Here is a 24,531-nt window from a genome sequence, read left to right as displayed (position 1 = left end):
ATCGCAGAAAGCATAGTTTGCCGATTTTCAGGCACTTGTCACGCCGATTCAATTTCGAGACGGCGTTAATGATGAACGTCAACCTTTCGGTTTCCAGCTCAAGAGTGAAGCTCTTTCGTAGAGCCAATTATACTGTGTCACCATCTGGTTGGTGCGCGTGTATTGATAGCCGACGAAGCCGAGGATCATCAGCACGATGGTGTCGACGACATAATAGTGCAGCGAGAACATGGTGCCGCCGAACAGCGCGTGATGGATGAAGCGGATGGCGATGCCGAGGCCCAGCATATAGGCGAACAGCTGGATGAAGCTGCGCCATGTCTGGGCACTGGCCTTGCCGGTCATCCACGCCGCCCAGCCGCCGAGCAGACAGGTGACGAAGAAGAACTGCCAGATCGAGGGTTCCTCGTAAAGAATGCCCTGCATGGTGAAGTCTCCTTAGCATGATCCCGAAAAGTTGCGGACTTTCCGGACAAGATCATGCGACAAACAAACAATCTGGAGCGGAATGGCGAATGCACGCATTCCGCTCCGAACTCAGTGGTGTCCGCCTTCGAGATAGGCGGCGCGCACTTCCGGATTGGCGAGCAGCTCCTTGCCGGTGCCGCTCATCGTCACATTGCCGTTGACCATGACGTAGCCGCGCGTGGCGAGCTTGAGCGCGCCGAAGGCGTTCTGCTCGACCAGGAATACGGTCAGCCCCTGGGTGCGGTTCAGTTCGCGGATGGCGTCGAAGATCTGCTTGACGATCAGCGGCGCGAGACCCAGCGACGGCTCGTCGAGCAAAAGCAGCTTCGGTCGTGCCATCAGCGCGCGTCCGATCGACAGCATCTGCTGCTCACCGCCCGACAGCGTGCCGCCGCGCTGGGTGATGCGCTCTTTCAAACGCGGGAACAGCGTGAACACCTTCTCGACGTCCTCGTCATAGTGCTTGAGGTTGTCGAGGCTGGCGCCCATCTGCAGGTTTTCCATCACCGTCATGCGCGGAAAGATCCGCCGGCCCTCGGGCGACTGGGCAATGCGCATGCGCGCGATCTCGTGCGTCGGCATCTGGGTGATGTCGGTGCCGGCAAAGGTGATGGTGCCGGCGCGAGCCCGCGGCGCGCCGAAAATGGTCATCATCAGCGTCGACTTGCCGGCGCCATTGGCACCGATCAGCGCCACGATCTCACCCTGCTTGACGGTGACATCGACGCCGTTCAGCGCCCGGATGTTGCCGTAATAGGTCTGCACGCCCTTGATATCGAGCAGCGTTGTCGCGGCCATCACTTGCCCCCTCCACGCTTGCCCGCCACGGGCTTGGCAGCGGTCTTGCTCGCGGTCTTTCCGGAGGCTGCCTTTGCAGTCTTTGCGGAAGCATGGCTTGTCGCCACCTTGCCCGCGTCGACGCGGCGCGAGAATTCCGTGTCCTTGCCCTGGCCGAGCAGCCTGGCCTGTTTGACCCATTCCTCGCGCGCGATACGTCCGTCAAAGGCGAGATAGGCTTCGGCGGCCTCGACGTCGGCCTTTTTCCAGGCGCCGATCTGGTCGAAGTGGAAGATGCCGTGATCGTTGAGCTTCTTCTCGTTGACCGTACCGATGCCCTTGATGCGGGTCAAATTATCGGCCTTGCCGCCGCGAGGCGCCGCCAGCCGATTGGAGATCTCTCCAGCCTTCGCCGTGGCCTTGACTGCCGGCTTGGCCGACGCGGTCGACTTCGCCGCCGTGCCGGTTGCCGCCTTTGAAGCCGCTTTCGGAGTAGGCTTTGCCTTCGCCGCCGGTACGGCTGCCAGCGAGGCTGCCTTGTTTGCCGCGGCGAGCGACCTGGCGTCGACCTGACCGGCCTTTGACGCTCCCTTGGCCACCGTAACCCGCTCGCCCGAACTGTGGCCGACCGTGTCGGTCACCGGCCCGGCGAGATAGGACGACGATGTTCCCGGACCATGCTCGGCATCCGGCCCTGTATCGAGCTGTTCGATGACATCTTCGTCGCCGACTTCGGTAAGGACGGCTTCGACTTCTTCGTCGTCGACGCCGAGATAGGCGGCGATGACGCGCGGATCGGTGCGCACAGACTGCGGACTGCCGTCGGAAATCTTGCGGCCATACTCCAGCACCACGACATGGTCGGAGATTTGCATGACCACCGACATGTCGTGCTCGATCAACAGGATCGAGGTGCCGGATGTGTTCTTGATGTCGATCAGCAGCTCGTTGAGCGCCGCCGATTCCTTCGGATTGAGGCCGGCCGCCGGTTCATCGAGGCACAGAAGCTCGGGTCCCGTGCACATGGCGCGAGCGATCTCGAGACGGCGCTGCGCGCCATAGGGCAGGTCGCCGGCCGGGTCGTCGGCACGGTCGACAAGATCGGCCTTTTCCAGCCAATGCTTGGCGAGATCCACCGATTCGGCCGAGGCCTTGCGATAGCCGCTGAAGCCGAACAGGCCAAGCACCGTGTAGCCCGATGCCTTCATCAGTTTGTTGTGCTGGGCGACCAGCAGGTTCTCCAGCAGGGTCATGCCGGAGAACAGGCGGATGTTCTGGAAGGTGCGCGCCACCTTGGCGCGCGCCGGGATCTCATGGTTGGGCAGCCGCTCGAGCAGGAAGGTCGAACCATCGTTCCGGTTGAGCGTGATCATGCCTTCCGAGGGCTTGTAAAAGCCGGTGATGCAGTTGAACACCGTGGTCTTGCCGGCGCCGTTGGGGCCGATCAGCGCGGTGATCTCGCCGCGCTTGGCGGCGAAAGACAGATCGCCGATGGCCACCAGGCCGCCGAACTTCATCGACAGATGATCGACCTGCAGGATAGCGTCGTTCACGCCGGAATTGGCCTTCTGAACAGGGTTCGCATTCATCAGCCGTGTCCTTCCTTGGTGAAGGAGCTTGAGACAGCCTTTCGCTCCTTGAGGAAGGCGGTTGGTTCACGACTGCCGACGAAGCCGCGCGGCTTCCACAGCATGACGATGACCATGGCCATGCCGAACAGAAGCATGCGGTAGAGTTCCGGTGTGAAGTCCGGTCCGAAGACCTGCTTGAGGAAGTCGAGTTCGCGCAACGCCTCGGTACCGCCGATCATCACCATTGCGGCGACCGCGATGCCGACCAGCGAGCCCATGCCACCGAGAACGACGATGGCCAGGATGATGGCCGATTCCAGGAAGACGAAGGATTCCGGGCTGACGAAGCCCTGCCGTGCGGCGAAGAACGCGCCGGCGAAGCCGCCGAACATCGCACCCGTGGCAAAGGCTGTAAGCTTCGTAGTGGTGGTGTTGATGCCGAGCGAACGGCAGGCGATCTCGTCCTCCCGCAACGCTTCCCAGGCACGGCCGACCGGCATGCGCCGCAGCCGGATGGTGACGAAGGCTGTCAGCAGCGCCAGCGCCAGGATCAGGTAATAGAGGAAGATCTTGTAGTAGGCGCTCGATGTCGCGAGATGCAGCACCTTGGCGATGTAATTGGGGTCCGACACGTTGAAGGTCATCAGGCCGAAGAAGGTGACCTTCGGAATGCCGGAAATACCGGCCGAACCGTTGGTGACCTCACGCCAGTTGATCAGCACCAGGCGGATGATCTCACCGAAAGCCAAGGTGACGATCGCCAGATAGTCGCCACGCAGGCGCAGCACCGGAAAACCGAGCAGCACGCCCCAGAAGGCGGCCATGGCGCCGGCGGCCGGCAAAAGGATCCAGAACGACAGGCCGTATTGCGTGCCGAGCAGCGCATAGGCATAGGCGCCGACCGCGTAGAAAGCGACATAACCGAGGTCGAGCAGGCCGGCGAGGCCGACGACAATGTTCAGGCCCCAGGCCAGCATCACATAGATCAGAATCTGGATGCCGAAATTGTCGACCCATTTCAGCGAACCTTGCAGCCCGCCGACGAACGACCAGGACATCAGCGACAGGATAGCCACCACCAGGATCGGATAGAGGATCAGCGCGGCAATGCCGAGTTTGGTGAAGTTGGCATGGATGAAGCCCCGGAAATAATAGATCACGCAGGCTAGCACATAGATGACTGCCAGGGCGCGCAGGAACTGCAGATAGCCGGCCGGCTCGGCTCCCACCCATCCGACGAGAGAGCTGTTGACCGCAAACAACACCACTGCCGCGACCAAGGCCACGATGAAGGCCGGCAACTGGAAGAAGCGTGACGCCACGCTGGCCGGCAGCAGGCCGGTGGCGACGTCGGTGATCTTCTGGTTGGCCAGGAAGGGCTGTCCATAGGCGACATAGAGGAAGCGCCCGACAGCCGTGGCGATCACCACGGCGGCAAGCAGGCCCCAGCGTGTCGTCAGGACCAGTTCATTGGAAATGTTCTGGCCGGTCTTCAGGCCGATGAACAGCACGAACAGGCCGAACGATATGGCAGCGGCATAAAGTGCCTCGCGCAACGCGCGCTGCATGGGGGTGGCGACGGTGTCGCGCTCCGGAGATACGGTGACGGCCATGGTCTCAGACCTTTTCGACTTCTGGCCGGCCCAATATGCCGGAAGGCAGGAAGATCAGCACGATGGCCAGGATCGAGAACGCCGCGACGTCCTTGTAGTCGATCGAGAAATAGGCCGACCACATGCTCTCGATGAAGCCGATCATCAGCCCGCCGACCACCGCCCCAGGCAGCGAACCAATGCCGCCCAGCACCGCCGCCGTGAAGGCCTTCACGCCCGGCGTGAAGCCATCCGAGAAGGCAATGACGCCGTAATACATCAGGAACAAAGTGCCGGCGACCGCGGCAAGGGCCGCACCCATGATGAAGGTGATCGAGATGGTACGGTCGACATCGATCCCGAGCAGCGCCGCCATCTTGCGGTCCTGCTCACAGGCCCGTTGCGCTCGCCCGAGCGAGGTCTTGTTGACCAGATACCAGAACAGCGCCAGCAGCAGCGCCGTGACGACGACGATGATGATCTGCTTCAGCGACACGCTGATGCCGTTGATGTTGTAAACCTGGCTGACCATCGGCGGGATCGGCTTGTTGCGTGGACCCTGCGTCACCTGGACGAAGTTCGACAGCGCGATCGACATGCCGATGGCAGTGATCAGCGGGGCCAGTCGGAACGAACCGCGCAACGGCCGGTAGGCGACCTTTTCGATCGTCCAGTTATAGAGGCTGGTGAGCAGCATCGCCACGATCATCATGATCAGCAGCGCCAGCACAACCGGCACCGAATAGAACAGCGCGCCAAGGGCGAGGAAGACGATCAGTGCCGTGAAGGCACCCACCATGAAGATGTCGCCATGGGCGAAATTGATCATGCCGATGATGCCGTAGACCATCGTGTAGCCGATCGCGATCAGCCCATAGATCGATCCCAGCGTCAGCCCGTTGATAAGCTGCTGGACAAAATACTGCATGTGTACATGGCTCCCCTGGAATGTCGCCCATGCAGACGCATTCCTTTTCGTATTTCCCCTAGTCGTAAAGTTTCGAGCCCGGATTGCAACGTCATTTTTCAATCGTCATGCGTGTTTTCGAAGCACGCTGTCCGATTGCCCGTTTGCCATCATCCAGCCCCTGGACTATCGCGGACCCTATCATTGGCATAACGCAATGTCTTTGACGATTCGACCGCATCATGCGCTCCGTTTCGAAGAAATCACCGTCAAAATTAGGTGATGAAAGGAATCCTTGCGTTTTTTGCACGGTCCATTTTTCAAGCCGTTGCTTTCCGCAAGGTCAGGATCCCCATCACTTGACAACGAATCCGTGAGCGAACGGGTCGCGGTCGTCGATGAAGATGGTGTTCAGTCCGGTCATCCGCGCCCAGCCGCCGATCGAGGGAATGATGGCCGGCTTGCCGGCCACGCTAACATCCTTTTCGACCCTGCCTTCGAACAGCGAACCGATGATCGATTCATGGACGAAGCTGTCTCCGGCCTTGAGTTTGCCCTTGGCATGAAGCTGTGCCATGCGCGCCGAGGTGCCGGTTCCGCAGGGCGAGCGGTCGATCGCCTTGTCGCCGTAGAAGACGGCATTGCGGGCATCCGCCCCATCCACCGTCGGCGCGCCGGTCCACAGCATGTGCGACAGCCGGTTGATGCCTGGGTTCTCGGGATGCACGAAAGAATATTTGTCGTTGAGCCGCTGCCGCACCACCGGGCTCCAGGCGATGAAGTCGCCCGCCGAATAATCGGCCATGTCGCGATAGTTCTCCTGCGGCTCGACGATGGCGTAGAAGTTGCCGCCATAGGCGACATCGACGGTGATTTCGCCGAGCCCAGGGCATTCGACCGTCAGCCCTTCGGCATGGAGGAAGGACGGCACATTGGTGATGCGCACCTCCTCGACATAGTCGCCGACCTGTTTGTATTCGGCGATGACCAGGCCGGCCGGCGTGTCGAGCCGAAGCACGCCCGGCGTCTTCGGCTTGATCAGTCCGTGTTCGATGGCCATCGTCACCGTACCAATGGTGCCATGACCACACATCGGCAGGCAGCCGGAGGTTTCGATGAACAGGATGGCGATATCGCAATCCTCGCGCGTCGGCGGATAGAGGATCGAGCCGGACATCACGTCGTGGCCGCGCGGCTCGAACATCAGTCCGGTGCGGATCCAGTCATACTCGGCCAGAAAATGCGCACGCCGCTCCATCATAGTCGCGCCCTGCAGCAGCGGGCCGCCGCCAGCGACCAGCCGCACCGGATTGCCGCAGGTGTGGCCGTCTATGCAGAAGAAGGATTTCTTGGCCATGACGCTCCTCGAAAATCAAAAACCCGAAAAATCAAAATCGTTGCGGACTGAAGGGGGCCAGATCGATCGGTGGAGTCTGCCCCAGGACAAGATCCCTGATCAACCGTCCGGTGGCCGCCGCCTGGGTCAGGCCGAGATGGCCATGGCCGAAGGCATAGACCACCGACCGCTTTCCCGGCGCGCCGCCGATGACGGGCACTGAATCCGGCAGCGAGGGGCGGAACCCCATCCATTCGCGCCCACCCGAGGGATCGAGCCCCGGCAAGAATTTCTGTGCCTTCCGCAGCAGCGCTTTCGACCTGGCATAATTGGGCGGCCGCTCGATGCCGCCGAGTTCAACGGCGCCACCGACACGCAGGCCCGTTTCGAGCGGCGTGACGACGAAACCATGGCCGGAGAAGATCAGCATCCGCTTCACGTCGAAGGCACTCGTCGGCAACGTGGTGTTGTAGCCGCGCTCGGTCTCCAGCGGAATGCGATCGCCGAGCTGCCGCGCCAGCAGATGCGACCATGCGCCGGCGGCGACGACAAGTTGTCGCGCCTGCCTTGTGGTGCCGTCTGCCAACGTCAGCGTCGCACCATCCTGATCCGCCGCGACTTGGCTGATCCGGGCCAGCTCAAAGCGGGCGCCCTTGGCCTGCGCATAGGCCCACACCGCCTTGCCCAGCAGTTTCGGGTCGGCGACCGTCTTCCATCCCGGCACGAACGTGCCTTTGATGAAGCGCGGCGACAGCCCCGGCTGCAAGGCGGCCAGTTCCTCGCCCTCGACATGGCGGAAACCGATGCCGAAACGCTCACGCGCCGCCCAGCCAGGCAGCCCGGCCTGAAATTCGGCTTCGCTTTCATAGAGCTCCAGTGAACCGTCCTCGCGCAGCATCGACCGCGTACCGGAGCGATCGAGCAAGCCCATCCACTCCGCCTCGGCGAGCTTCATCATGCCCGCCTGAGCGGCAAGGCTCGCCTCGTATTTCCCGGGCGCCCCGGCGCGCCAGAAGCGGATTAGCCAGGGCAGAAGCCTCGGCAGATGGGCGGGCGGAATGCTGAGCGGGCCAAGCGGATCGGCCAGCCATTTCGGCAGCTGCCGGATCATGCCCTTGTGGGCCAGCGGCAGCACGTCGGAGAAGGCGAAGGCGGCGGCATTGCCGGAGCTCGTCTCCTCGCAAATGCCGGTGCGGTCGAAGACGGTGGCCCTGCGTCCGGCCTCGGCGAGAGACGCAGCGGCACAGATGCCGATGATGCCGCCACCGATGATGGCGATGTCGATTGGAACATCGCTATTCATCTTTGTACGTCACCCCTGCATGCATGTCCCAGTCTCCGCCCCGCTCGCTTCATACCAGCTCAGAACTGCGGCAGTGTCGGCCGCACGGCGAGCGCATCCTTGACGATCTTCTCGACAGCCTTGCGGCGCTCTCCAGACAGCGGCTGGCGCGGCATGCGAACGCGGTCATTTGTGTTGATCGCGAACACTTCGGCAAGCTTGATGTTTTGGACCAGGTAAGTCGAGACATCGAGATCGAGCAGCGGCCGGAACCAGCGGTAGATGGCGAGCGCCTCCTCGCGGCGGCCCTGCTTCATCAGCTGGTAGATGGCGACCGTCTCGCGGGGGAACGCGGTGACCAGTCCGGCCACCCAGCCGATGGCGCCAACCGACAGCGCTTCGAAGGCGAGATTGTCGACGCCGGTGAACAGGTCATAGCGGTTGCCCAGGCGATTGATGATCTCGGTCGAACGACGGATGTCGTCGGAGGATTCCTTGATCGCGACAAAGCGCTTGTCCGACGCCAGCTCCTCCATCTGGTCGACGGTGACGTCGACACGGTAGGCGAGCCGGTTCGAGTAGATCATGACCGGCAGGTCGCCCGCCTCGGCGACCGCACGAAGCGCTGCAACCGTCTCTTCCGCATTGGTGTGGTAGATCGGGCTCGGCACGACCATGAGGCCATTGGCGCCTTCCCGGCTCGCGCGCTTGGCGATGCTGGCCGCCTCGCGTGTGCCGGCCTCGTTGACGGTCAGCAGCACCGGCTTCTTGCCGGCGACCTTCTGTGCGGTCTTCAGCACCTCGATCTTCTCGTCGGGCGACAGCATCGGCCCCTCGCCGAGCGATCCGCAGACGATGATGCCGTCGCAGCCGGCCTCCATCTGCAGGCTGAAGCAGCGCTCCATCTCGGCATGATCGAGACGATCATCCGCGGTGAATTTGGTCGTGACGGCAGGAAAAACTCCGGTCCACATGATCATCTCTCCATCTGATATATCAGTGGTATATCTATTAACAAACCCGCTGTCAATGCGGATTCCGTTATGATATATTCAAGATATATCAGGAGAGCGCATTTGATAGCCATGGCAGCAAACACCTCGGCGGAGCCAGCCGCGACCAGGGCCTACCATGTGCTCGAGCACATGATCGTCACGCTCGAACTGGCCCCGGCAAGCTTCGTCACCGAGGGCGCTCTGATCGACAGGCTCGGGCTTGGCAGGACACCAGTGCGCGAGGCGATCCAGCGGTTGGCCTGGGAAGGGCTGCTTGACATCAGGCCGCGCGCCGGGATCGCCATCGCCCCGCTCCATGCCGGCGACTGGCTGCGCGTCCTCGATGCACGTCGCGGCGTCGAGGTGGTGCTCGCCCGCTCGGCCGCCCGCTTCGTCACCCGCGAAGCCGCCGACTTGTTTCACGAAGCAGCGCTCGCCATGCAGAAAGCGGTGATCTCGGGCAATGTGCTTGCCTTCATCCAGGCCGACAAGGCTCTCGACGAAGCGCTGGCGCTGGCTGCCGACAATCCCTTCGCCGCCCGTTTGGCCGCCCCCTTGCAGACCCACAGCCGCCGCTTCTGGTTCCGCTACAAGGCCGAAACCGGTCTTGCCGAATCCGCCGAGCACCATGTAGCGCTGATCCGCTCAATCCTTGCCGGCGACGAGGAGGCCGCGGCCAAGGACGCCAAACGCCTGATGGCGCTGTTGCGCGGCCACGCCGAGACGGCCGCCACGCGCTGAACGTCCTTTTATATCCGCTGCGCTCTCGTCGTTGGCGCTTCCTCGAAGCTCGGGTTAAGTCCCGGGCAAGGCAGCCGCCGCCATCAACGGACCGTCCCAGCCTTCGCCTGCCGTGATGACGCAGCTCTGACCATGCGTGTCGGTGGCAAGAATTGTCCAGGTGCCCTGGTCGGAGACGAATATCTCAAGAATCAGGCTCGGGTTGACCAGGCCCCGCGCCGCTTCGCTTTCGTGGAATTTTTCCCCGAGCGCTTTGATCATATCCGCACGGGCCGCGCATTGCTCTGCCATCGCCGGGGCGGCCGGAAACGCGGAAACCGCCGCGAAAAATAGCGTTGCCACAAGACGGGTCATCTGACACCTCCTTGCGCCAAACGATGTCCCCGAAGCTGTCGCCAGCGCCGTTGCTTGATCTGCCGTACCTCCTTGCGGCAGGACTGCAAACCAAGACGGCAGATGCTACTTGGTTCCATCACATTAGCGTTCAACGGATAGGGTCGCCACCGATTGCAAAAAAACGCCCGGGCGCGAGCGCCCGAGCGTTGAATCCAAACCAATTTGTTGTCCGCTCAGTTCATCGTCGGGATGACGAATTCAGCACCGTCCTTGATGCCCGCCCGCGCGACCGCAGCCGAAGGCGAGGACGCGCAACCAAGAAGTCGTCCGGCTCAGTTCATCGTCGGGATGACGAATTCGGCACCGTCCTTGATGCCGGACGGCCAGCGCGAGGTCACCGTCTTGGTCTTGGTGTAGAAGCGGAACGCGTCCGGGCCATGCTGGTTGAGGTCGCCGAAGGAAGATGCCTTCCAGCCGCCGAAGGTGTAGTAGGCGATCGGCACCGGGATCGGCACGTTGATGCCGACCATGCCGACCTGGACACGGCTTGCAAAGTCGCGCGCAGCATCGCCGTCACGGGTGAAGATGGCGACGCCATTGCCCATCTCGTGATCGTTGGCGAGCTTGATCGCGCTCTCATAGGTCGGCGCGCGCACAACAGAGAGCACCGGCCCAAAGATCTCTTCCTTGTAGATGCGCATATCGGCGGTCACGTTGTCGAACAGGCAGCCACCCATATAGTAGCCGTCTTCATAACCCTGCATCGAGAAGCCACGGCCGTCGACGACCAGCTTGGCGCCTTCCTTGACGCCGGTGTCGACATAGCCCTTGACCCGCTCCAGCGCCTGGGCCGTCACCAGCGGGCCAAAATCGGCCGAAGAGTCGGTCGAAGGACCGACCTTCAGGCTCTCGACGCGCGGGATCAGTTTTTCCATCAGCCGGTTGGCGGTATCGTTGCCGACCGGGACGGCGACCGAGATCGCCATGCAGCGCTCGCCGGCCGAGCCGTAGCCGGCGCCGATCAGCGCATCGACGGTCTGGTCCATGTCGGCATCGGGCATGATGATCATGTGGTTCTTGGCACCGCCGAAGCACTGCACGCGTTTGCCGGCGGCCGTGCCGCGCGAATAGATGTAATGGGCGATCGGCGTCGAGCCGACAAAGCCGATGGCCTTGATGTCGGGATCGTCGAGGATGGCGTCGACCACGTCCTTGTCGCCATTGACGACGTTGAGGATGCCTGCCGGCAGGCCGGCTTCGAGGAAAAGTTCGGCGATACGCATCGGCACGCCGGGATCGCGCTCCGAAGGCTTCAGGATGAAGGCGTTGCCGCAGGCGATGGCCGGCGCGATCTTCCACAGCGGGATCATTGCCGGGAAGTTGAACGGCGTGATGCCGGCGACGACGCCGAGCGGCTGGCGCATCGAATAGACGTCGATGCCGGGGCCGGCGCCGTCGGTGAATTCGCCCTTCATCATATGCGGCGCGCCGATGCACACTTCGACCACTTCGAGGCCGCGCTGGATGTCGCCCTTGGCGTCGGCGATCGTCTTGCCATGCTCACGCGCCAGGATGTCGGCCAGTTCGTCATAGTCGCGGGCGACCAGTTCGAGAAACTTCATCAGCACGCGCACGCGGCGCTGCGGGTTGGTCGCGGCCCATTTCGGCTGCGCTGCCTTGGCATTCTCGACCGCCGCGCGCAGTTCCGCCTGCGAGGCCAGCGCCACCGTGCCGCGCACGGAGCCGTCCATCGGCTGCATGACATCCTGCTTGCGGCCGCTGGTCCCGGCGACATGCTTGCCGCCGATGAAATGACCATAGTCGATCATGATTTCTCTCCCTTGTTTGTGATGCTGCATTGTCCGCCTTTGGCCGGCGGATGGCAACGCGAGTGAGAACGCAACCGTTGTGCGAAAAGTAGATAGCGAGAGGCACCTGTGCATCAATTGCCGCAAATGATAGGGTGCGCCCGTCTTTACAGGATTTCTCAAGGTTGAGCTTCGTCACACCCCCCTCTGTCCTGCCGGACATCTCCCCCGCAAGGGGGGAGATCGGATGCAGCGGTCGCTTTCGCAAATCTTCAGCTCCGCAAAAGAGGCTCTGTCAGCGGAGCTGCCAATCTCCCCCCTTGCGGGGGAGATGTCCGGCAGGACAGAGGGGGGTGGGCGGGAACGCGACGCTCGTCATTAGATCGGACCATCCCCATGAACTGGGATGACGTCCGCATCTTCCTCGCCGTGGCGCGCGCCGGCCAGATCCTTGGCGCGGCCAAACGGCTGGAGCTCAACCACGCCACTGTCTCGCGCCGCATCGCCGCACTCGAGGATGCGCTGCGGACAAAGCTGTTTCGCCGGTTGACCACCGGCAGCGAGCTGACGCCTGCCGGCGAGCGCTTTCTCGACATTGCCGAGCGCATGGAAGGCGACATGATCGCCGCACGTTCGACCGTTGCCGGCGAAGGCGACGATGTCTCCGGCACGGTGCGCATCGGCGCGCCGGACGGGTTTGGTGTCGCCTTCCTGGCCAAGCGCCTTGGCGCGCTGACCGCCCTGCACCGCGAGCTGACGATCCAGTTGGTGCCGGTGCCGCGCTCCTTCTCTCTGTCGCGGCGCGAGGCCGACATCGCCATCACCGTCGAGCGGCCGACGGAGGGTCGGCTGGTGGCGGGAAAGCTGGTCGACTACTCGCTCGGCCTGTTTGCCTCCCGCGCCTATGCTGACGTGCATGGTTTGCCCCAAACCGCCGCCGAGCTTGGCCAGCACACATTGATCGGCTATGTGCCGGACCTCATCGTCAGTCCCTCGCTCGACTACGCGGCCGAATTCAGCGCCGACTGGCGCACCAGCTTCGCCATCTCCTCGGCCCTCGGCCAGGCCGAAGCGGTGCGCTCGGGCGCCGGCATCGGCATCCTGCACACATTCGTCGCCCGCTCGATGCCGGAACTTGTGTCCGTCGATGCTGTCGCGCCCATCCGCCGTGCCTACTGGCTGGTCTATCACGAATCGGTCAGGCCGCTGCGCCGCGTCCAGATCGTTGCCAGCTTCATCACCAAGGCAGTGGAGCGGGAGCGAAACCTGTTTGTCTGATGCATGTCGCCCAAAAGTGATCTCGGTTTTGGGAGAACGACATGCATAAACAAAGACGCTAAAGCGCATCGCATGAATCCTTTCAAACGCGCTGCGCTTTAGCCGTGCGCCTTTTCCTTGCCACAAAACCGGCGAGTGTGGCATCAGGCGCGCGGTCGCCGCGTAGGGACATCTTTCAGAAAGCTGGCGCGGATAGACATGCGAGCCGTTCTTGCCATCCTGCCGCTGCTTTTCGTTTCCGCTTGCGCCAATCCGTGGACGAAGGTCCCGGAGGCCGAACTGCCCAAACCGATCCGCAACGCCATGGCGCGGCCTTCGCCTTTCGTCTTCGGCAATTATTGCGGCCCCGGCACCCGCACCGGCGATCTGTCGTTCCGGCCGGTCAACCGCCTCGACACGGCCTGCCGGACGCATGACGCCTGTTACATCGCCCGCCACAACCATTGTGACTGCGATGGCGCCCTCGTCACCTCCGCGAAAGCGATACGCGACGACAAGACAGCGCCGCGCAAAATGCGCGGCGAGGCCGAATTACTGATCGCCACCTTCGCCATCCCCGTCTGCAAGGTCTTCCCGCAGGGCTTCATGCCGCCGCGTGACCCGGCGCAACTGAGCGTCCTGAATGCCGGAGCGGCCGGGTGAAGGGCCGCGCATCTGTCGCCCTCGTTCTATTCGGGCTGGCCGCCCTTGGCGGCTGTGCCGGCGGCGCTGGTCGCAGTGCCTGCGATCTCCTGCAAGGCCAGACGGCCTGCGCTCGACCCTCGCTATCGGCCAGGACACCCGGGCCGCAGATCGCCGCCGCGCAGTTTTTCGGCGACGCCAGCACAAGCGACTACGAAAAGCGGTTCCTGGCGCTGCTCGCCCACCACCAGCTCGGCGCGATGGACCGCGCCAACGGCACCGGCCCTTTCGGTCACGACCGCTATGAGATCCGCAATGGCGATTTCCAGGCGACTTACCGGACACTGCAGCAACTGGCCGGGCCGGTTGCCGAAACGCATCTGCCGCCGGCCAGCGGCAGCAGCGGCGACGGCCATTTCGACGGACGCTGGCGGGTGTCGCGGCAGACGCTCTACATCGATGCGGCAGCGCAGCCTTCGACGCCCAGGATCTTCGATTTCTCCGGTCTGCAGGCGCGCAGCGTCGAGATCGTGCTGCGCCAGGCTGGAAAGCAACCGGCCGACATCGAGGGCACCTGCGACGGCTCGCTGGCGATCCGTGCCGGCGGCGGTTCACGCACAATCGCCACGGGCACCGCATTCCGCTTTCGCCTGTCCGGCGAGGACGACACGGTCAGCCTGTTCCCGAGTGACGGCCTGAACCGCTGCACGGCAAGGATCCGCTCCAGCCTTGCCCCGGCCGGCGCGCCGCTCACCATCCAGCGCGAAGAGACCGCCGATCCGGCTCTCGCCGCCTTCGACAGCCGCTACGAGCGTTGCCCGACGCCAGACCCAACCGGCCTCGATCCGCTCAGCCGCGCCTTCTATGCCAGCCGCTGGCTCTCGCAGACCTGTGCCTTGCCGATCGGAAAGCCGCGCCTGCTGCGCAAATCGCGCGACGGCTTCAACGCCAAGGTCGAGGCGCTGATGGGAGCACCACTGTCCGACAGCGCCATCGACAAGGGCGACCCGGAACTGCCGCTCGATTTCTCCAGGGCGCCAAGGCTGAAGCTGATCTATCTGTCGTCGCTGGAGTTCAAGGCCGACTTCTCCGGTCGCATCATCGAGCGGTTGATCCGCCATCATGCAGCACTAGGCACCAAGGTCCGCATCATCGTCACCGACGTTCTGGAGCGCGACAAGGACGACGCCCTGCTGCACCGGCTGGCCGCCGAATTCCCCAATGTCGAATTGCAAGAATATCGCTGGCGGGCGGACCATGGCGCGCCGATCGACGAGCAGACCTCACAACTGCACAAGGTCCATCACGTCAAGATGCTGGCAACGCTTGCCGACGATCCCGGGCGCTCACGCGCCATCATCGGTGGCCGCAACATCCATGACGGCTTCCTGTTCCACCAGCCGATCGATCTGTCGCGCTATCCAGACCTTGAGCAATACGACAAGACCGACGGGTTTTCGCTGAACTACTATTCGAACTGGAGCGACTTCGACATCGAGTTCGCCGATCCGGCCACGGTCGAAACGCTGGCTGCGCATCTTTCGACAATGTGGCTGCGCGACGCCGACACCAATCTGGCGCGCCCCTTCTCCATTCCGGTCCGGTCCGACGGCGCCCGCCCGTCAGGCACGGCACGACACTTCATTTCGGTGCCTTACGAGGATGGTCATGCGCTGGAGGACTATTTCGTCGAGCTGGTCGACGCCGCCCGGCACCATATCCAGATCGTCAACCCCTACCTCAACCTGACGCCCAAGCTTGCCCAGGCTGTTGACCGGGCGCTCGCCCGCGGCGTCAGGATCGACATTGTCGGCCGCATCGATCTCAAGGGCGATATCGGCGGCAAGTTTCTCACCGCGCTCAACAAGCTGTTCGTCGAGAAATATGGCGACCGCATCAACATCCGCGAGTTCAAGTCGCCTGACGTGGTGCTGCATTCCAAGATCATGATGATCGACGAAAGGCTGGTCGCCATCTCGTCGGTCAATCTCAACAACCGCAGCTTCTTTCACGACTCGGAGAACGGCATGATGGTGCTCGATCCGGCCTTCTACACCAGGATGAAGCCGATCTATGACGACTATGTCGCCCACTCGAACCCGGTCGCCACCAATGTGACGATACCGTGGGCCTACCGGCTGCTGTTCGACGAGGACTGGGTCCGACAGGCGTTCTGACCTTCTACCGCAGATAGCGCTCCTGCGCGAGGTCGCGGACGTCGATGTCGGGCACCCGGCTGGAGATGATGTCGGCCAGCACCTTGCCCGAGCCGCAAGCCATGGTCCAGCCGAGCGTGCCGTGGCCGGTGTTGAGATAGAGATTGGAGAGCTCGGTGCGGCCGATCAGCGGCGGACCGTCCGGCGTCATCGGCCGCAGCCCGCACCAGAACGTCGCGTCCCGCATCGCGCCGGCGCCCGGAAAGAGATCGCCGACCGAGTGTTCCAGCGTGCGCCGCCGCGATTCGTGCAGCCTGAGGTCGAAGCCGGAAATCTCGGCCGTACCGCCAACCCGGATGCGGTCGCCGAGCCGGGTGATCGCCACCTTGTAGGTCTCGTCCATCACCGTCGACACCGGCGCCGCGGCAGCGTCCTTGATCGGCACGGTGATCGAATAACCCTTTACCGGATAGACCGGGATCGGCCGCTTCACCCGGCGCATGAAACCTGCCGAATAACTGCCCAGCGCCATCACATAGGCGTCGGCGGCCTTCCAGCCCTTGCTGGTGCTGAGATTGGCAATGCGGTTACGGCTGCGGATGACCCGCCAGATCGTCACGTCGTATTCGAACTTGACGCCGCGCGCCACGCAAAGCTCGGCCAGCCTGTCGGTGAACATCTTGCAGTCGCCGGTCTCGTCGTGCGGCAGCCTGAGGCCGCCGACGAACTTTTCGCGCACCCCGGCAAGGCCAGGCTCAGCCGCGATGCAGCCGTCCTGGTCGAGGATCTCGTAAGGCACGCCGTACTTCTTCAGCACCTCGACATCGCCGCCGGTGCCGTCGAGCTGCTTTTGCGTACGGAACAGCTGCAGCGTGCCCTGGGTACGCTCGTCATAGGCGATGCCGGTCGCTTCGCGCAGCGCCTTCAGCGTGTCGCGGCTGTATTCGGCGAGCGGCACCATGCGCGCCTTGTTGATCGCATAGCGCTCGGCCGTGCAGTTGCGCAGCATCTTGATCAGCCATGTCCACATATGCGGGTCGAAGGCCGGCCGCACCACCAGCGGGCCATGCTTCATCAGCAGCCATTTGATCGCCTTCAGCGGAATGCCGGGTCCGGCCCAGGGCGAGGCGTAGCCGGGCGAAATCTCGCCGGCATTGGCGAAGCTGGTTTCCAGCGCCGGGCCTTTCTGGCGGTCGAGAACCGTCACCTCGTGGCCGGCCTCGGCAAGGAAGTACGCCGTGGTCACTCCGATGACGCCGCCGCCCAGCACCATGATCTTCATCGTTCACTCCTTGCCGCGCCGCACGTCCTAGGGACGCCTGGACGCGGCCGCATTTCCGATTTGCGCACGATCCCCGGCGAAAATCGATGCCGACTTTCGGGATCGTGCAGTGTTGCCTGTTCACGCCGCCGTGGGACCGGGGTCGTCATCCCCTGTCTGCCGCATTCCGGCCCTTTCGCCAAGGGGCCGCCAATCGGCTGCGGCGCTGTAGACGAGGGTGAGCCCATGCGGCCGTCGCGCCTCGACTTGGGATCTCTCCCTGACGGCACGCCGCGCGGCCTCCGGCTGGTAGAGCACGGTTGCGACCAGGACCGACTCCCGCCTGCCGTCGGCCTGTTCGATCCATGCAGTCCGGCCCTCGGCCATGCCGAGCATGCAAAGCCCCCGCCTTGTCATGATCGACAGGCTGGAGCCGACCGGACCGCGCACCTCGTTCTGCACCAGGGTCCGGGTCTGGGCAGGGCCGGCATCGACACGAAACACCAGCCTGCTGTTCAGCGTCACGATATCGGATCCGACCGAATCGATCGCGACGACCTCGGCTTTGGAAAGCTTGTCTTCAAGCATTGGAACAATCGGATCCGCGAAAGCCCGCCGACGCTCCAACATGATCTCGAGGACGGCGAAGTCCTTTGTCGTCAGCCGGAAATTCGCGCCTGTCATCGCCGTTTCCATGATCAGGACCCTTCCCGCCCGCAGGCCGGCGCATCGACCACTTCGATGGTCGCCGACAGTTCCCGGCCGCCACGACTGCTCCAGCGCACTGTCTGCCCGATGGTGGCGCCGATGAGCGCCGTCCCCAACGGCGTCAGCACCGAGATCCTGTTTTCACTGATGTCGGCATCGCCGGGATAGACCAGTGTGATGCGCTCCCCGCCATCGTTGCGGATTGTCACCGTCGAACCCATCCGCACCACGTTGGCCGGCATGGAAGCCGCTGCCGTGACGATGGCGCGGTCCATTTCCGAAAGCGGTTCTTCGGCCGTCTCGGGGACGCGGTCGAGCGACGCCCGCGCCAGGCCCGTGAGCCTGTGGTGGTCGGCATCGCTGACCAGAAGCCGGCTCGGTGGACGCAATCCTGTTGCATGTTGCATGGCAAACCTCATGAGTTGGCGCATCGAACAGACGCGCGCCTGCCGCCGCACGAACGGTGGCTTGATGAAAAGCCGGCAGCCGCGAAGCTGTCTGGCTCGGGAATGATGATCAGGTAGAAATGCCCCGGTTCGGACGGACGCCAAAAGGCGGCCGCGCCGGGGCTACGATCCCGCGATCGGGCAGACCCTGAACAAGGTTCTGATATAAGCTGGGTTGCTCATGCAAGGAGCCTTGCCGACAGGCGTCCGCTTGTCAAGCGTGGCCAAACCGCTCAACCGCCGACATAGCGCCGATGGAAGCGCGAGCCGAGGCTGGTCAGAATCTCGTAGCCGATGGTGCCGGCATGGCCGGCAGCGTCGTCGACACTTTGCGAGGGACCGAGCAGTTCGACGAGATCACCCTCGCGCAGCCTGCCGGCCGGCAGGGCGGAAATGTCGAGAATGATCGAATCCATCGACACCCGCCCGAGGAAAGGCAGCCGCACGCCCTCGAACCAGGCGGCGGACGCGGCGCGGCGTTGCCAGCCATCCGCGTAGCCGAACGAAATCGTCGCCAGCCTGAGCGGGCCTTGCGCATGATAGGTGTGGCCATAGCCGACGCCGGCGCCTTTTTCGACGCTGCGCGTCTGTGCCACCTTTGCCTGAAGCCGCACCACCGGCAGCATCGGATTGGGCTTGGCCGGCGTCGGATTGATGCCGTAGAGGGCGGCACCGGGGCGGGCGAGATCGTAGTGAAAGGATGGCCCGAGAAAGATGCCGGACGAATTGGCGAGCGAGGCTGGCGTCGCCGGCAGCATTGCGCGCAGCCGCTCGAACGCCAGCCGCTGCCGTTCATTGGCCGGATGCTCCGGCTCGTCGGCGCAAGCCAGATGACTCATCACGAACCGGATGTCGATGCCGTCGAAGGCCTGCGGATCGGCGGCAACGCGCTCCACATCCCGGGGCGCCATGCCGAGCCGCGACATGCCGCTGTCGACCTGGATCGCGGCCGGCAGTTTTCGGCCGGCGCGGCGAGCCGCCACACGCCAGGCCACCAGTTGCTCGGGGCTGTTAATGACAGCGCAAACGTCCGCTGCCACGGCGTCCGTCTCGGCACCGGACGGAACGCCGTTCAACACGAAAATGGCAGGGCCCGGACCAAGCGAGCGGCGCAGGGCGACGCCTTCGCCCAGAAGCGCAACGAAGAAGACATCGCAGCCTTCGCGCAGCAGCGCCGCCCCGACCTGGCCGGCGCCAACGCCGTAGCCGTCCGCCTTGAGCACACCAGCGCAGCGAACATCGCCCAACCGCGCTTTCAGCCGCCGGTAGTTTTCACGGATTGCACCGAGATCGATGGTGAGGATGGCCCCAGCCGCCACTTCGCTTGTGGCGGTGACCTCTTCTGGCGGCGGCTTTTGGGGGGCGTCGTTCATGGCGACCCTTCGCGTGGAGTGGATACATCAATAGGACCGCCGGGCCGGCGCGGCAACCGCGGTTGTTGTATAGCGGCTATTGCACCAGATGCCGGAACGCCGCCACCACATCCTCATAGACATGGCGCTTGAACGGCACGATCAGGTCGGGCAAATCCTGCATAGGCCGCCATGCCCATTCGTCGAACTCTGCGGTGTGGCCGCCCGGCGGCGGGTTGATCTGGATCTCGCTGGTGTCGCCGTGGAAGCGAAAGGCGAACCATTTCTGCGTCTGGCCGCGATACCGGCCCTTGAAGGCGATGCCGACGAGATGGTCCGGCAAATCATAGTTGATCCAGTCCGGCGCCTCGGCCAGCAGCGAGACGCCTCGCATGCCGGTCTCCTCATGGAGTTCGCGCTCGGCCGCCTGCAGCGGCTCCTCGCCCTTGTCGATTCCGCCTTGCGGCATCTGCCAGAGCTGCGTCGTGCCGGCAAATTCGCTGTCCGGTTCGGCAATCCGGTGCCCGACCCAGACAAGGCCCTCGGCATTGAGGATCATCAGCCCGACACAGGGACGATAAGGCAGCGTTTCGCGATCAATCTTTTTAGCCATGCGTGATGGGGTCCAGCCGTTTTGAGAATTCGCTCCGGTGAGGCAGGTGGCGAGCGTTTTCGAGAACCGGAGCGGAGCGTACTTAAAGTACGTGAGCACCGGAAGCGCAGAAAACGTCGCCAGATGCCCGCCGGAGTAGAATTATCAAGACGGCTGTTAGCCTTTTTGGGGGTCAATGGCCACCGCTGAAATCGGCACGATCTCGATGCCGCGCTTCTTGGCTTCGACCACCCAGGACGACACGGTATCGACCGTCAGGTCGAAGGCCGAACCGATGCCGACGGCAGTGCCTTTGGCCCGCGCGGTCGCCTCCAGGCTGTCGAGCTTCTTCAGGATTTCGCCGCGATCCTGCACGGCATCGATCGCCATGTCGCCGGAGACGAAGGGCACGCCATCCCTGAGCGCCAGGTCCGGCGCCAGGCTGCGAGCCGACGAGCCGTCATCGATATAGGCGAGGCCGCGTTTGCCGAGCTCGGCGATGAACGGCTCCATCGCCGCCGCGTCGGCGGAAAAGCGGGCGCCCATATAGTTCATGACGCCGGTGTAGTTGGTCGTCCGCGACAGCGCCCAGTGCAGGCTTTTCAGGTTCTCATCCGCGCTCGCCGCCACCGTCAGCGTGTTGCGTCCCGGATTGACCTTGGGATAGTCGAACGGTTCGAGCGGCACCTGCATGACGATCTCGTGGCCGCTCTGCCTGGCTGCCTGCATCCAGCGGCCGATGCTGTTGCCTTGCGGCGCGAAAGCCAGCGTCACTTCCGCCGGCAGCTTGGCGATGGCCGCCTGGGTGCCGGTCTGCGAAACCGAAAGCCCGCCGATGACGATCGCCACCCGTGCGCCGCGCCCGCCCGACCAGGGCCGCGCATAGACGTCGAACGGCCGCCTGCCATCGGCGGCGCGCACCGGCAAAGGCCCGGTCTCGCTGGCTTCGATCAGCGCCTTGTCTGGAATGTGCGCGATCTTCAGGTTCTGGCCGATGGTCGACGGATCGCGAATGACGATCGCTGCCTTGGGCGGCCCATCGCCCTCCTCCGTCTGCACATGGATGATCTGCGGCCCGCCTGATTTGACCGGCGCCTCCGGCTTCGGTGCCGCCGGGGCCAATGCAGGCGGCGCAGGGGCAGGTTCGGCCGCCGCGGTCACTTTCGGCGTTGAAACTGCAACCTCTTGCGGCTTTCGAAACGGCTTTTCCCTGAGCGCGATCGCGCCGGAGACGCCTGCCACCGCCAGCACGGCCACGGTCGCCATGATCGCACCGCCGCTGAGCTTGCCGGCGGCGCGCGGCGACCGGACTGCCTGTCCGAGCGGGCGTTCGATGTCCTTGCCGATATCAGCCAAGCCTAATCCCCGGGCGCATGGCTCCGAAGGCGAAGCCGCTTCGAAAAGACATGCGCGAATTCATCAATCCCGGCGCACCCCGCGCCATGTCTTGGGAGCTTTGCCTCGCCCCCCGAATCAAACTGCCGGAACCTTTCGGTCCCGGCAGCATCGCATTGCTTCCATCAGGCTCAAACAGAAAGATGGAGCGGCGCGTGGCCGCTCCAGATCCTTACTGGTTGAGAACCGCCTTTTGCGGATTGGGCGGGAAGGCCGGATCGGTCTTCTGGCCGCGCAGCAGCTGCTCGGCATAGATGAGCTGCAGATCGTCTTTCGGATCCGGCGGCACATAAGCTGCCGAGCCCGAACCGGTCGTGCTCTCATCGGCGCCCTTGATATGGCCCTTGAGGTCGGATTCGCCGCGCGTCAGGTCCCTGCCCTGCAGTTCCGGCGGCAGCGGCTGGTCGACCTTGATGTCGGGCGTGATGCCCTTGCCCTGGATCGACTTGCCGGACGGCGTGTAATAGAGCGCCGTCGTCAGCCTGAGCGCACCATTCTCGCCGAGCGGAATGATGGTCTGCACCGAACCCTTGCCGAAGGACTGCGTGCCGACCACCGTGACGCGGCGCAGATCCTGCAGCGCGCCGGCGACGATTTCCGAGGCACTGGCCGAACCGCCATTGACCAGGACGATCATCGGCTTGCCGTTGATGTCGTCGACCTGCTTGGGCTTGGCGTCGAAGCGGGTGACGTCCTTGGGGTCGCGGCCACGCGTCGAAACGATCTCGCCGCGGTTGAGGAAGGCATCGGACACGCTCACCGCCTGGTCGAGCAGGCCACCCGGATTGAGGCGGAGATCCAGAACGTAGCCCTTCAGCTTGTCGTCGGGAATCTGCTTCTTGATGGTGTCGATGGCGTTCTCGAGGTCGTCATAGGTCTTTTCGGTGAAGGAGGTGATCTTCATGTAGCCGATGTCGTTCTCGACCCGGAACTTGACCGCCTTGACCTTGATGATGTCGCGTACGACCGTCAGTTCAATCGGCTTGTCGGCGCCCTGGCGCAGGATGGTCAGCTTGATCGGCGTGTTGACCAGGCCGCGCATCTTGTCGACCGCATCATTGAGGGTCAGGCCGCGAACCTCTTCGCCATCGATCTTGGCAATGTAGTCGCCGGCCAGCACGCCTGCCTTGGCGGCCGGCGTGTCGTCGATCGGCGTGATCACCTTGACCAGATCATTCTCCATGGTGACTTCGATGCCGAGGCCGCCAAACTCGCCCTTGGTCTGGACGCGCATATCCTGCGCCTGCTCGGCATTCATGTAGGAGGAGTGCGGGTCAAGCGAGGCCAGCATGCCGTTGATGGCGTTCTCGACCAGCGACTTGTCGTCGGGCGGTGTCACATACTGTGCCCGCACCCGCTCGAAGATATCGCCGAAGATCGCCAGTTGCTTGTAGGTCTCCGACCCTGCAGCGTTCGCCGCCGAGCCGGGTGCGCCATAGACCAGGCTCATGGCGGACGCGCCCATCAGCGCACCGGCAAACAGAAGCGACAGTTTCCGCATTATTCACGTCCTTCCAGAAAAACGGTCCGCCCACCATGGGGCCGGATCGACGGGTTTTCCATCCTTGCGGAACTCGACATAGAGTTCCGGCGTGGCATTTCCATTCTTCGAAACCGAGGTGCTCGCCACCCGGGCCTCTCCCATCGCACCGATCGGCTCTCCTGCAAGCACTGATTGACCGGTCGCGACGCTGATTCTGCTCATCCCCGCCAAAACGACATGATAGCCGTCGCCTGCGTTCAGGATCAAGAGTTGACCATAAGAGCGAAACGGCCCCGCATAAAGCACATTTCCATCCGCCGGCGCGGTAACGATGGCTCCCGATTGTGTCGCAACCATGTCGCCAAGCATCACCGCGCCGTTACCGTCATCGGCGCCGTATCGCCGTTTGATGCGGCCGGTCACCGGCAGCGCGATCTGTCCTTGCAAGGCTGAAAAGGGTGCCGCGGCGGCAAGTTGGTTGCCTTCCGGCACCGGCAGCGACGCCAATTCCGCCGGCGCAGATGCGTTGTCGCCATCCGCCGTCTTCTGCTCGGCGGCCTTGGCCGCATCGGCGGCCTTGCGGCTCTTGTCGGCCTGCGCTTCGAGCGAGGCGATCAACTCTTTCAGGCTGCCGGCCTTGGCCGCCAGCGCTTCGGATCGCTGCTTTTCCGCGGCCATTTGCGTTTGCGTGTCGGCTTCGAGCTTCTGCTTGGCCTCCAGCAGCATGCCGAGCCGCTTCTTTTCCGCCGTCTGGTCGCCGACCGCCGCTGTCAGCCGCGCCCGTTCGGCCTCGATCGACGCCGTAATCCTGGTCTGTTCCTTGAGATCGGCAAGCAGGCTATCGGTCTGCTGGCGCAGTTCGGGTACCACCGCGCCGAGCAGGATGGCGCTGCGCACCGACGACAGCGCGTCCTCGGGCTTGACCAGGATCGCCGGCGGCGGGTTGAGGCCCATGCGCTGCAACGCGCCCAGCACTTCGGCCAGAACGTCGCGCCGCGCCATCAGCGAGGCGCGGATCTTCTGTTCCTGGCCCTTCAGTCCTTCCAGCCGAGCGCCGATGTCCTCGATGTCCTGGCCGAGCTTCTGCTCGGTCATCGCCGACTGGATCAATGCGGCGGTGATCGAGGCGTGATCCTTCTTGATCGTCGCGATATCGGCGGAGAGTTTGGCCAATCGTTCCGACGACAGCGTGATCTCCTTCGAGACCCGTTCATATTCGGCCCGGCTCTGATCCGGATCGGGAGCCATGTCGAGCGTGTTTTCCGCCCGCCCCGCATGCAGCGACAGCACAAGTACCGCCGCCGCGATGCCGCAGCGCGCGCGCCAGGAGCCCGTTCTTGATTTGCTGTCTTCAGACATTGAAGCCCGACTCTATGCGTGGCTTCGTTAACGAACAATCAACCATGTTCGAAACCGCCCACTCGAT

The 24,531-nt window shown here is 63.6% G+C and carries 22 protein-coding genes; 4 read left to right on the top strand and 18 right to left on the bottom strand.

The window, feature by feature from the left end; all coding sequences use genetic code 11:
* Positions 1 to 78: 78 nt before the first annotated feature.
* The 8 genes from NKJ04_RS18580 to NKJ04_RS18545 all read right to left on the bottom strand — a co-directional run bounded on the left by NKJ04_RS18580 (position 79) and on the right by NKJ04_RS18545 (position 8,907).
* Entirely contained in the window at positions 79 to 426 is a 348-nt protein-coding gene (locus tag NKJ04_RS18580) for a DUF6867 family protein (RefSeq protein WP_023811804.1), read from the bottom strand.
* A gap of 111 nt (positions 427 to 537) precedes the next feature.
* A complete protein-coding gene (locus tag NKJ04_RS18575) occupies positions 538 to 1,266 on the bottom strand; it encodes an ABC transporter ATP-binding protein (protein WP_013529095.1) in 729 nt (242 codons plus the stop codon).
* Entirely contained in the window at positions 1,266 to 2,834 is a 1,569-nt protein-coding gene (locus NKJ04_RS18570; RefSeq protein ID WP_352677052.1) for an ATP-binding cassette domain-containing protein, read from the bottom strand. The genes NKJ04_RS18575 and NKJ04_RS18570 overlap by 1 nt, the downstream gene beginning before the upstream one ends.
* On the bottom strand, positions 2,834 to 4,429 hold the full coding sequence (gene livM, locus NKJ04_RS18565) for a high-affinity branched-chain amino acid ABC transporter permease LivM (RefSeq protein WP_023811802.1): 1,596 nt from the start codon (positions 4,427 to 4,429) through the stop codon (positions 2,834 to 2,836). Before livM ends, NKJ04_RS18570 begins: the two co-directional genes overlap by 1 nt.
* Before the next feature lie 4 nt (positions 4,430 to 4,433).
* Entirely contained in the window at positions 4,434 to 5,336 is a 903-nt protein-coding gene (locus NKJ04_RS18560; protein WP_013529092.1) for a branched-chain amino acid ABC transporter permease, read from the bottom strand.
* A gap of 334 nt (positions 5,337 to 5,670) precedes the next feature.
* On the bottom strand, positions 5,671 to 6,672 hold the full coding sequence (locus tag NKJ04_RS18555; RefSeq protein WP_352677049.1) for a 4-hydroxyproline epimerase: 1,002 nt from the start codon (positions 6,670 to 6,672) through the stop codon (positions 5,671 to 5,673).
* A gap of 31 nt (positions 6,673 to 6,703) precedes the next feature.
* Entirely contained in the window at positions 6,704 to 7,954 is a 1,251-nt protein-coding gene (locus tag NKJ04_RS18550) for an NAD(P)/FAD-dependent oxidoreductase (protein WP_023811800.1), read from the bottom strand.
* A 59-nt stretch (positions 7,955 to 8,013) separates the two neighbouring features.
* Positions 8,014 to 8,907 carry a dihydrodipicolinate synthase family protein gene (locus NKJ04_RS18545; RefSeq protein ID WP_128305321.1) on the bottom strand — a complete coding sequence of 298 codons (894 nt, stop codon included), beginning with the start codon at positions 8,905 to 8,907 and terminating at the stop codon, positions 8,014 to 8,016.
* 111 nt (positions 8,908 to 9,018) lie between these two features.
* Here NKJ04_RS18545 and NKJ04_RS18540 point away from each other — a divergent pair, with 111 nt between their 5' ends.
* The gene (locus tag NKJ04_RS18540) at positions 9,019 to 9,669 is read left to right on the top strand and encodes a GntR family transcriptional regulator (RefSeq protein WP_245486341.1); all 651 of its coding nucleotides are present in this window, start codon (positions 9,019 to 9,021) and stop codon (positions 9,667 to 9,669) included.
* A 54-nt stretch (positions 9,670 to 9,723) separates the two neighbouring features.
* On the opposite strand, the gene NKJ04_RS18535 is transcribed toward NKJ04_RS18540, so the two are convergent.
* Together NKJ04_RS18535 and NKJ04_RS18530 are read right to left on the bottom strand one after the other, a co-directional pair.
* Positions 9,724 to 10,023, bottom strand: coding sequence for a hypothetical protein (locus NKJ04_RS18535; RefSeq protein ID WP_023811797.1), 300 nt, complete (start codon positions 10,021 to 10,023; stop codon positions 9,724 to 9,726).
* 314 nt (positions 10,024 to 10,337) lie between these two features.
* A complete protein-coding gene (locus NKJ04_RS18530) occupies positions 10,338 to 11,834 on the bottom strand; it encodes a CoA-acylating methylmalonate-semialdehyde dehydrogenase (protein WP_023811796.1) in 1,497 nt (498 codons plus the stop codon).
* A 375-nt stretch (positions 11,835 to 12,209) separates the two neighbouring features.
* Here NKJ04_RS18530 and NKJ04_RS18525 point away from each other — a divergent pair, with 375 nt between their 5' ends.
* The 3 genes from NKJ04_RS18525 (at position 12,210) to NKJ04_RS18515 (ending at position 15,889) form a co-directional block, all read left to right on the top strand.
* On the top strand, positions 12,210 to 13,091 hold the full coding sequence (locus NKJ04_RS18525) for a LysR family transcriptional regulator (RefSeq protein WP_023811795.1): 882 nt from the start codon (positions 12,210 to 12,212) through the stop codon (positions 13,089 to 13,091).
* Positions 13,092 to 13,289: 198 nt separating this feature from the next.
* Positions 13,290 to 13,733 carry a phospholipase A2 family protein gene (locus tag NKJ04_RS18520; protein WP_023811794.1) on the top strand — a complete coding sequence of 148 codons (444 nt, stop codon included), beginning with the start codon at positions 13,290 to 13,292 and terminating at the stop codon, positions 13,731 to 13,733.
* Complete coding sequence (locus NKJ04_RS18515) at positions 13,730 to 15,889, top strand: phospholipase D-like domain-containing protein (protein WP_352677046.1); 2,160 nt, start codon at positions 13,730 to 13,732, stop codon at positions 15,887 to 15,889. Before NKJ04_RS18520 ends, NKJ04_RS18515 begins: the two co-directional genes overlap by 4 nt.
* A gap of 4 nt (positions 15,890 to 15,893) precedes the next feature.
* Here NKJ04_RS18515 and NKJ04_RS18510 read toward each other — a convergent pair whose 3' ends face one another.
* The 8 genes from NKJ04_RS18510 to NKJ04_RS18475 form a co-directional block, all read right to left on the bottom strand.
* On the bottom strand, positions 15,894 to 17,150 hold the full coding sequence (locus tag NKJ04_RS18510) for a D-amino acid dehydrogenase (protein WP_023811792.1): 1,257 nt from the start codon (positions 17,148 to 17,150) through the stop codon (positions 15,894 to 15,896).
* Positions 17,151 to 17,270: 120 nt separating this feature from the next.
* Entirely contained in the window at positions 17,271 to 17,813 is a 543-nt protein-coding gene (locus NKJ04_RS18505; RefSeq protein ID WP_352677044.1) for a GreA/GreB family elongation factor, read from the bottom strand.
* A gap of 14 nt (positions 17,814 to 17,827) precedes the next feature.
* A complete protein-coding gene (gene rnk, locus NKJ04_RS18500) occupies positions 17,828 to 18,244 on the bottom strand; it encodes a nucleoside diphosphate kinase regulator (RefSeq protein ID WP_352677042.1) in 417 nt (138 codons plus the stop codon).
* Positions 18,245 to 18,516: 272 nt separating this feature from the next.
* Positions 18,517 to 19,656, bottom strand: coding sequence for an alanine racemase (gene alr, locus NKJ04_RS18495; RefSeq protein WP_352611373.1), 1,140 nt, complete (start codon positions 19,654 to 19,656; stop codon positions 18,517 to 18,519).
* Between the two features lie 76 nt (positions 19,657 to 19,732).
* Entirely contained in the window at positions 19,733 to 20,248 is a 516-nt protein-coding gene (locus NKJ04_RS18490; RefSeq protein ID WP_352554282.1) for an RNA pyrophosphohydrolase, read from the bottom strand.
* 156 nt (positions 20,249 to 20,404) lie between these two features.
* Positions 20,405 to 21,583: a divergent polysaccharide deacetylase family protein gene (locus NKJ04_RS18485; RefSeq protein ID WP_352677040.1), complete on the bottom strand. Its 1,179-nt coding sequence runs from the start codon at positions 21,581 to 21,583 to the stop codon at positions 20,405 to 20,407.
* Positions 21,584 to 21,794: 211 nt separating this feature from the next.
* On the bottom strand, positions 21,795 to 23,126 hold the full coding sequence (locus NKJ04_RS18480) for a S41 family peptidase (RefSeq protein WP_023811786.1): 1,332 nt from the start codon (positions 23,124 to 23,126) through the stop codon (positions 21,795 to 21,797).
* Entirely contained in the window at positions 23,127 to 24,464 is a 1,338-nt protein-coding gene (locus tag NKJ04_RS18475; protein WP_352677039.1) for a murein hydrolase activator EnvC family protein, read from the bottom strand.
* Positions 24,465 to 24,531 lie beyond the last annotated feature (67 nt).

The sequence above is a fragment of the Mesorhizobium sp. M0618 genome, assembly GCF_040320765.1.
In the GTDB taxonomy this organism is placed as follows: domain Bacteria; phylum Pseudomonadota; class Alphaproteobacteria; order Rhizobiales; family Rhizobiaceae; genus Mesorhizobium.
The sequence above is the reverse complement of the archived record's forward strand: the minus strand, read 5'-3'. Positions and strand labels throughout refer to the sequence as shown.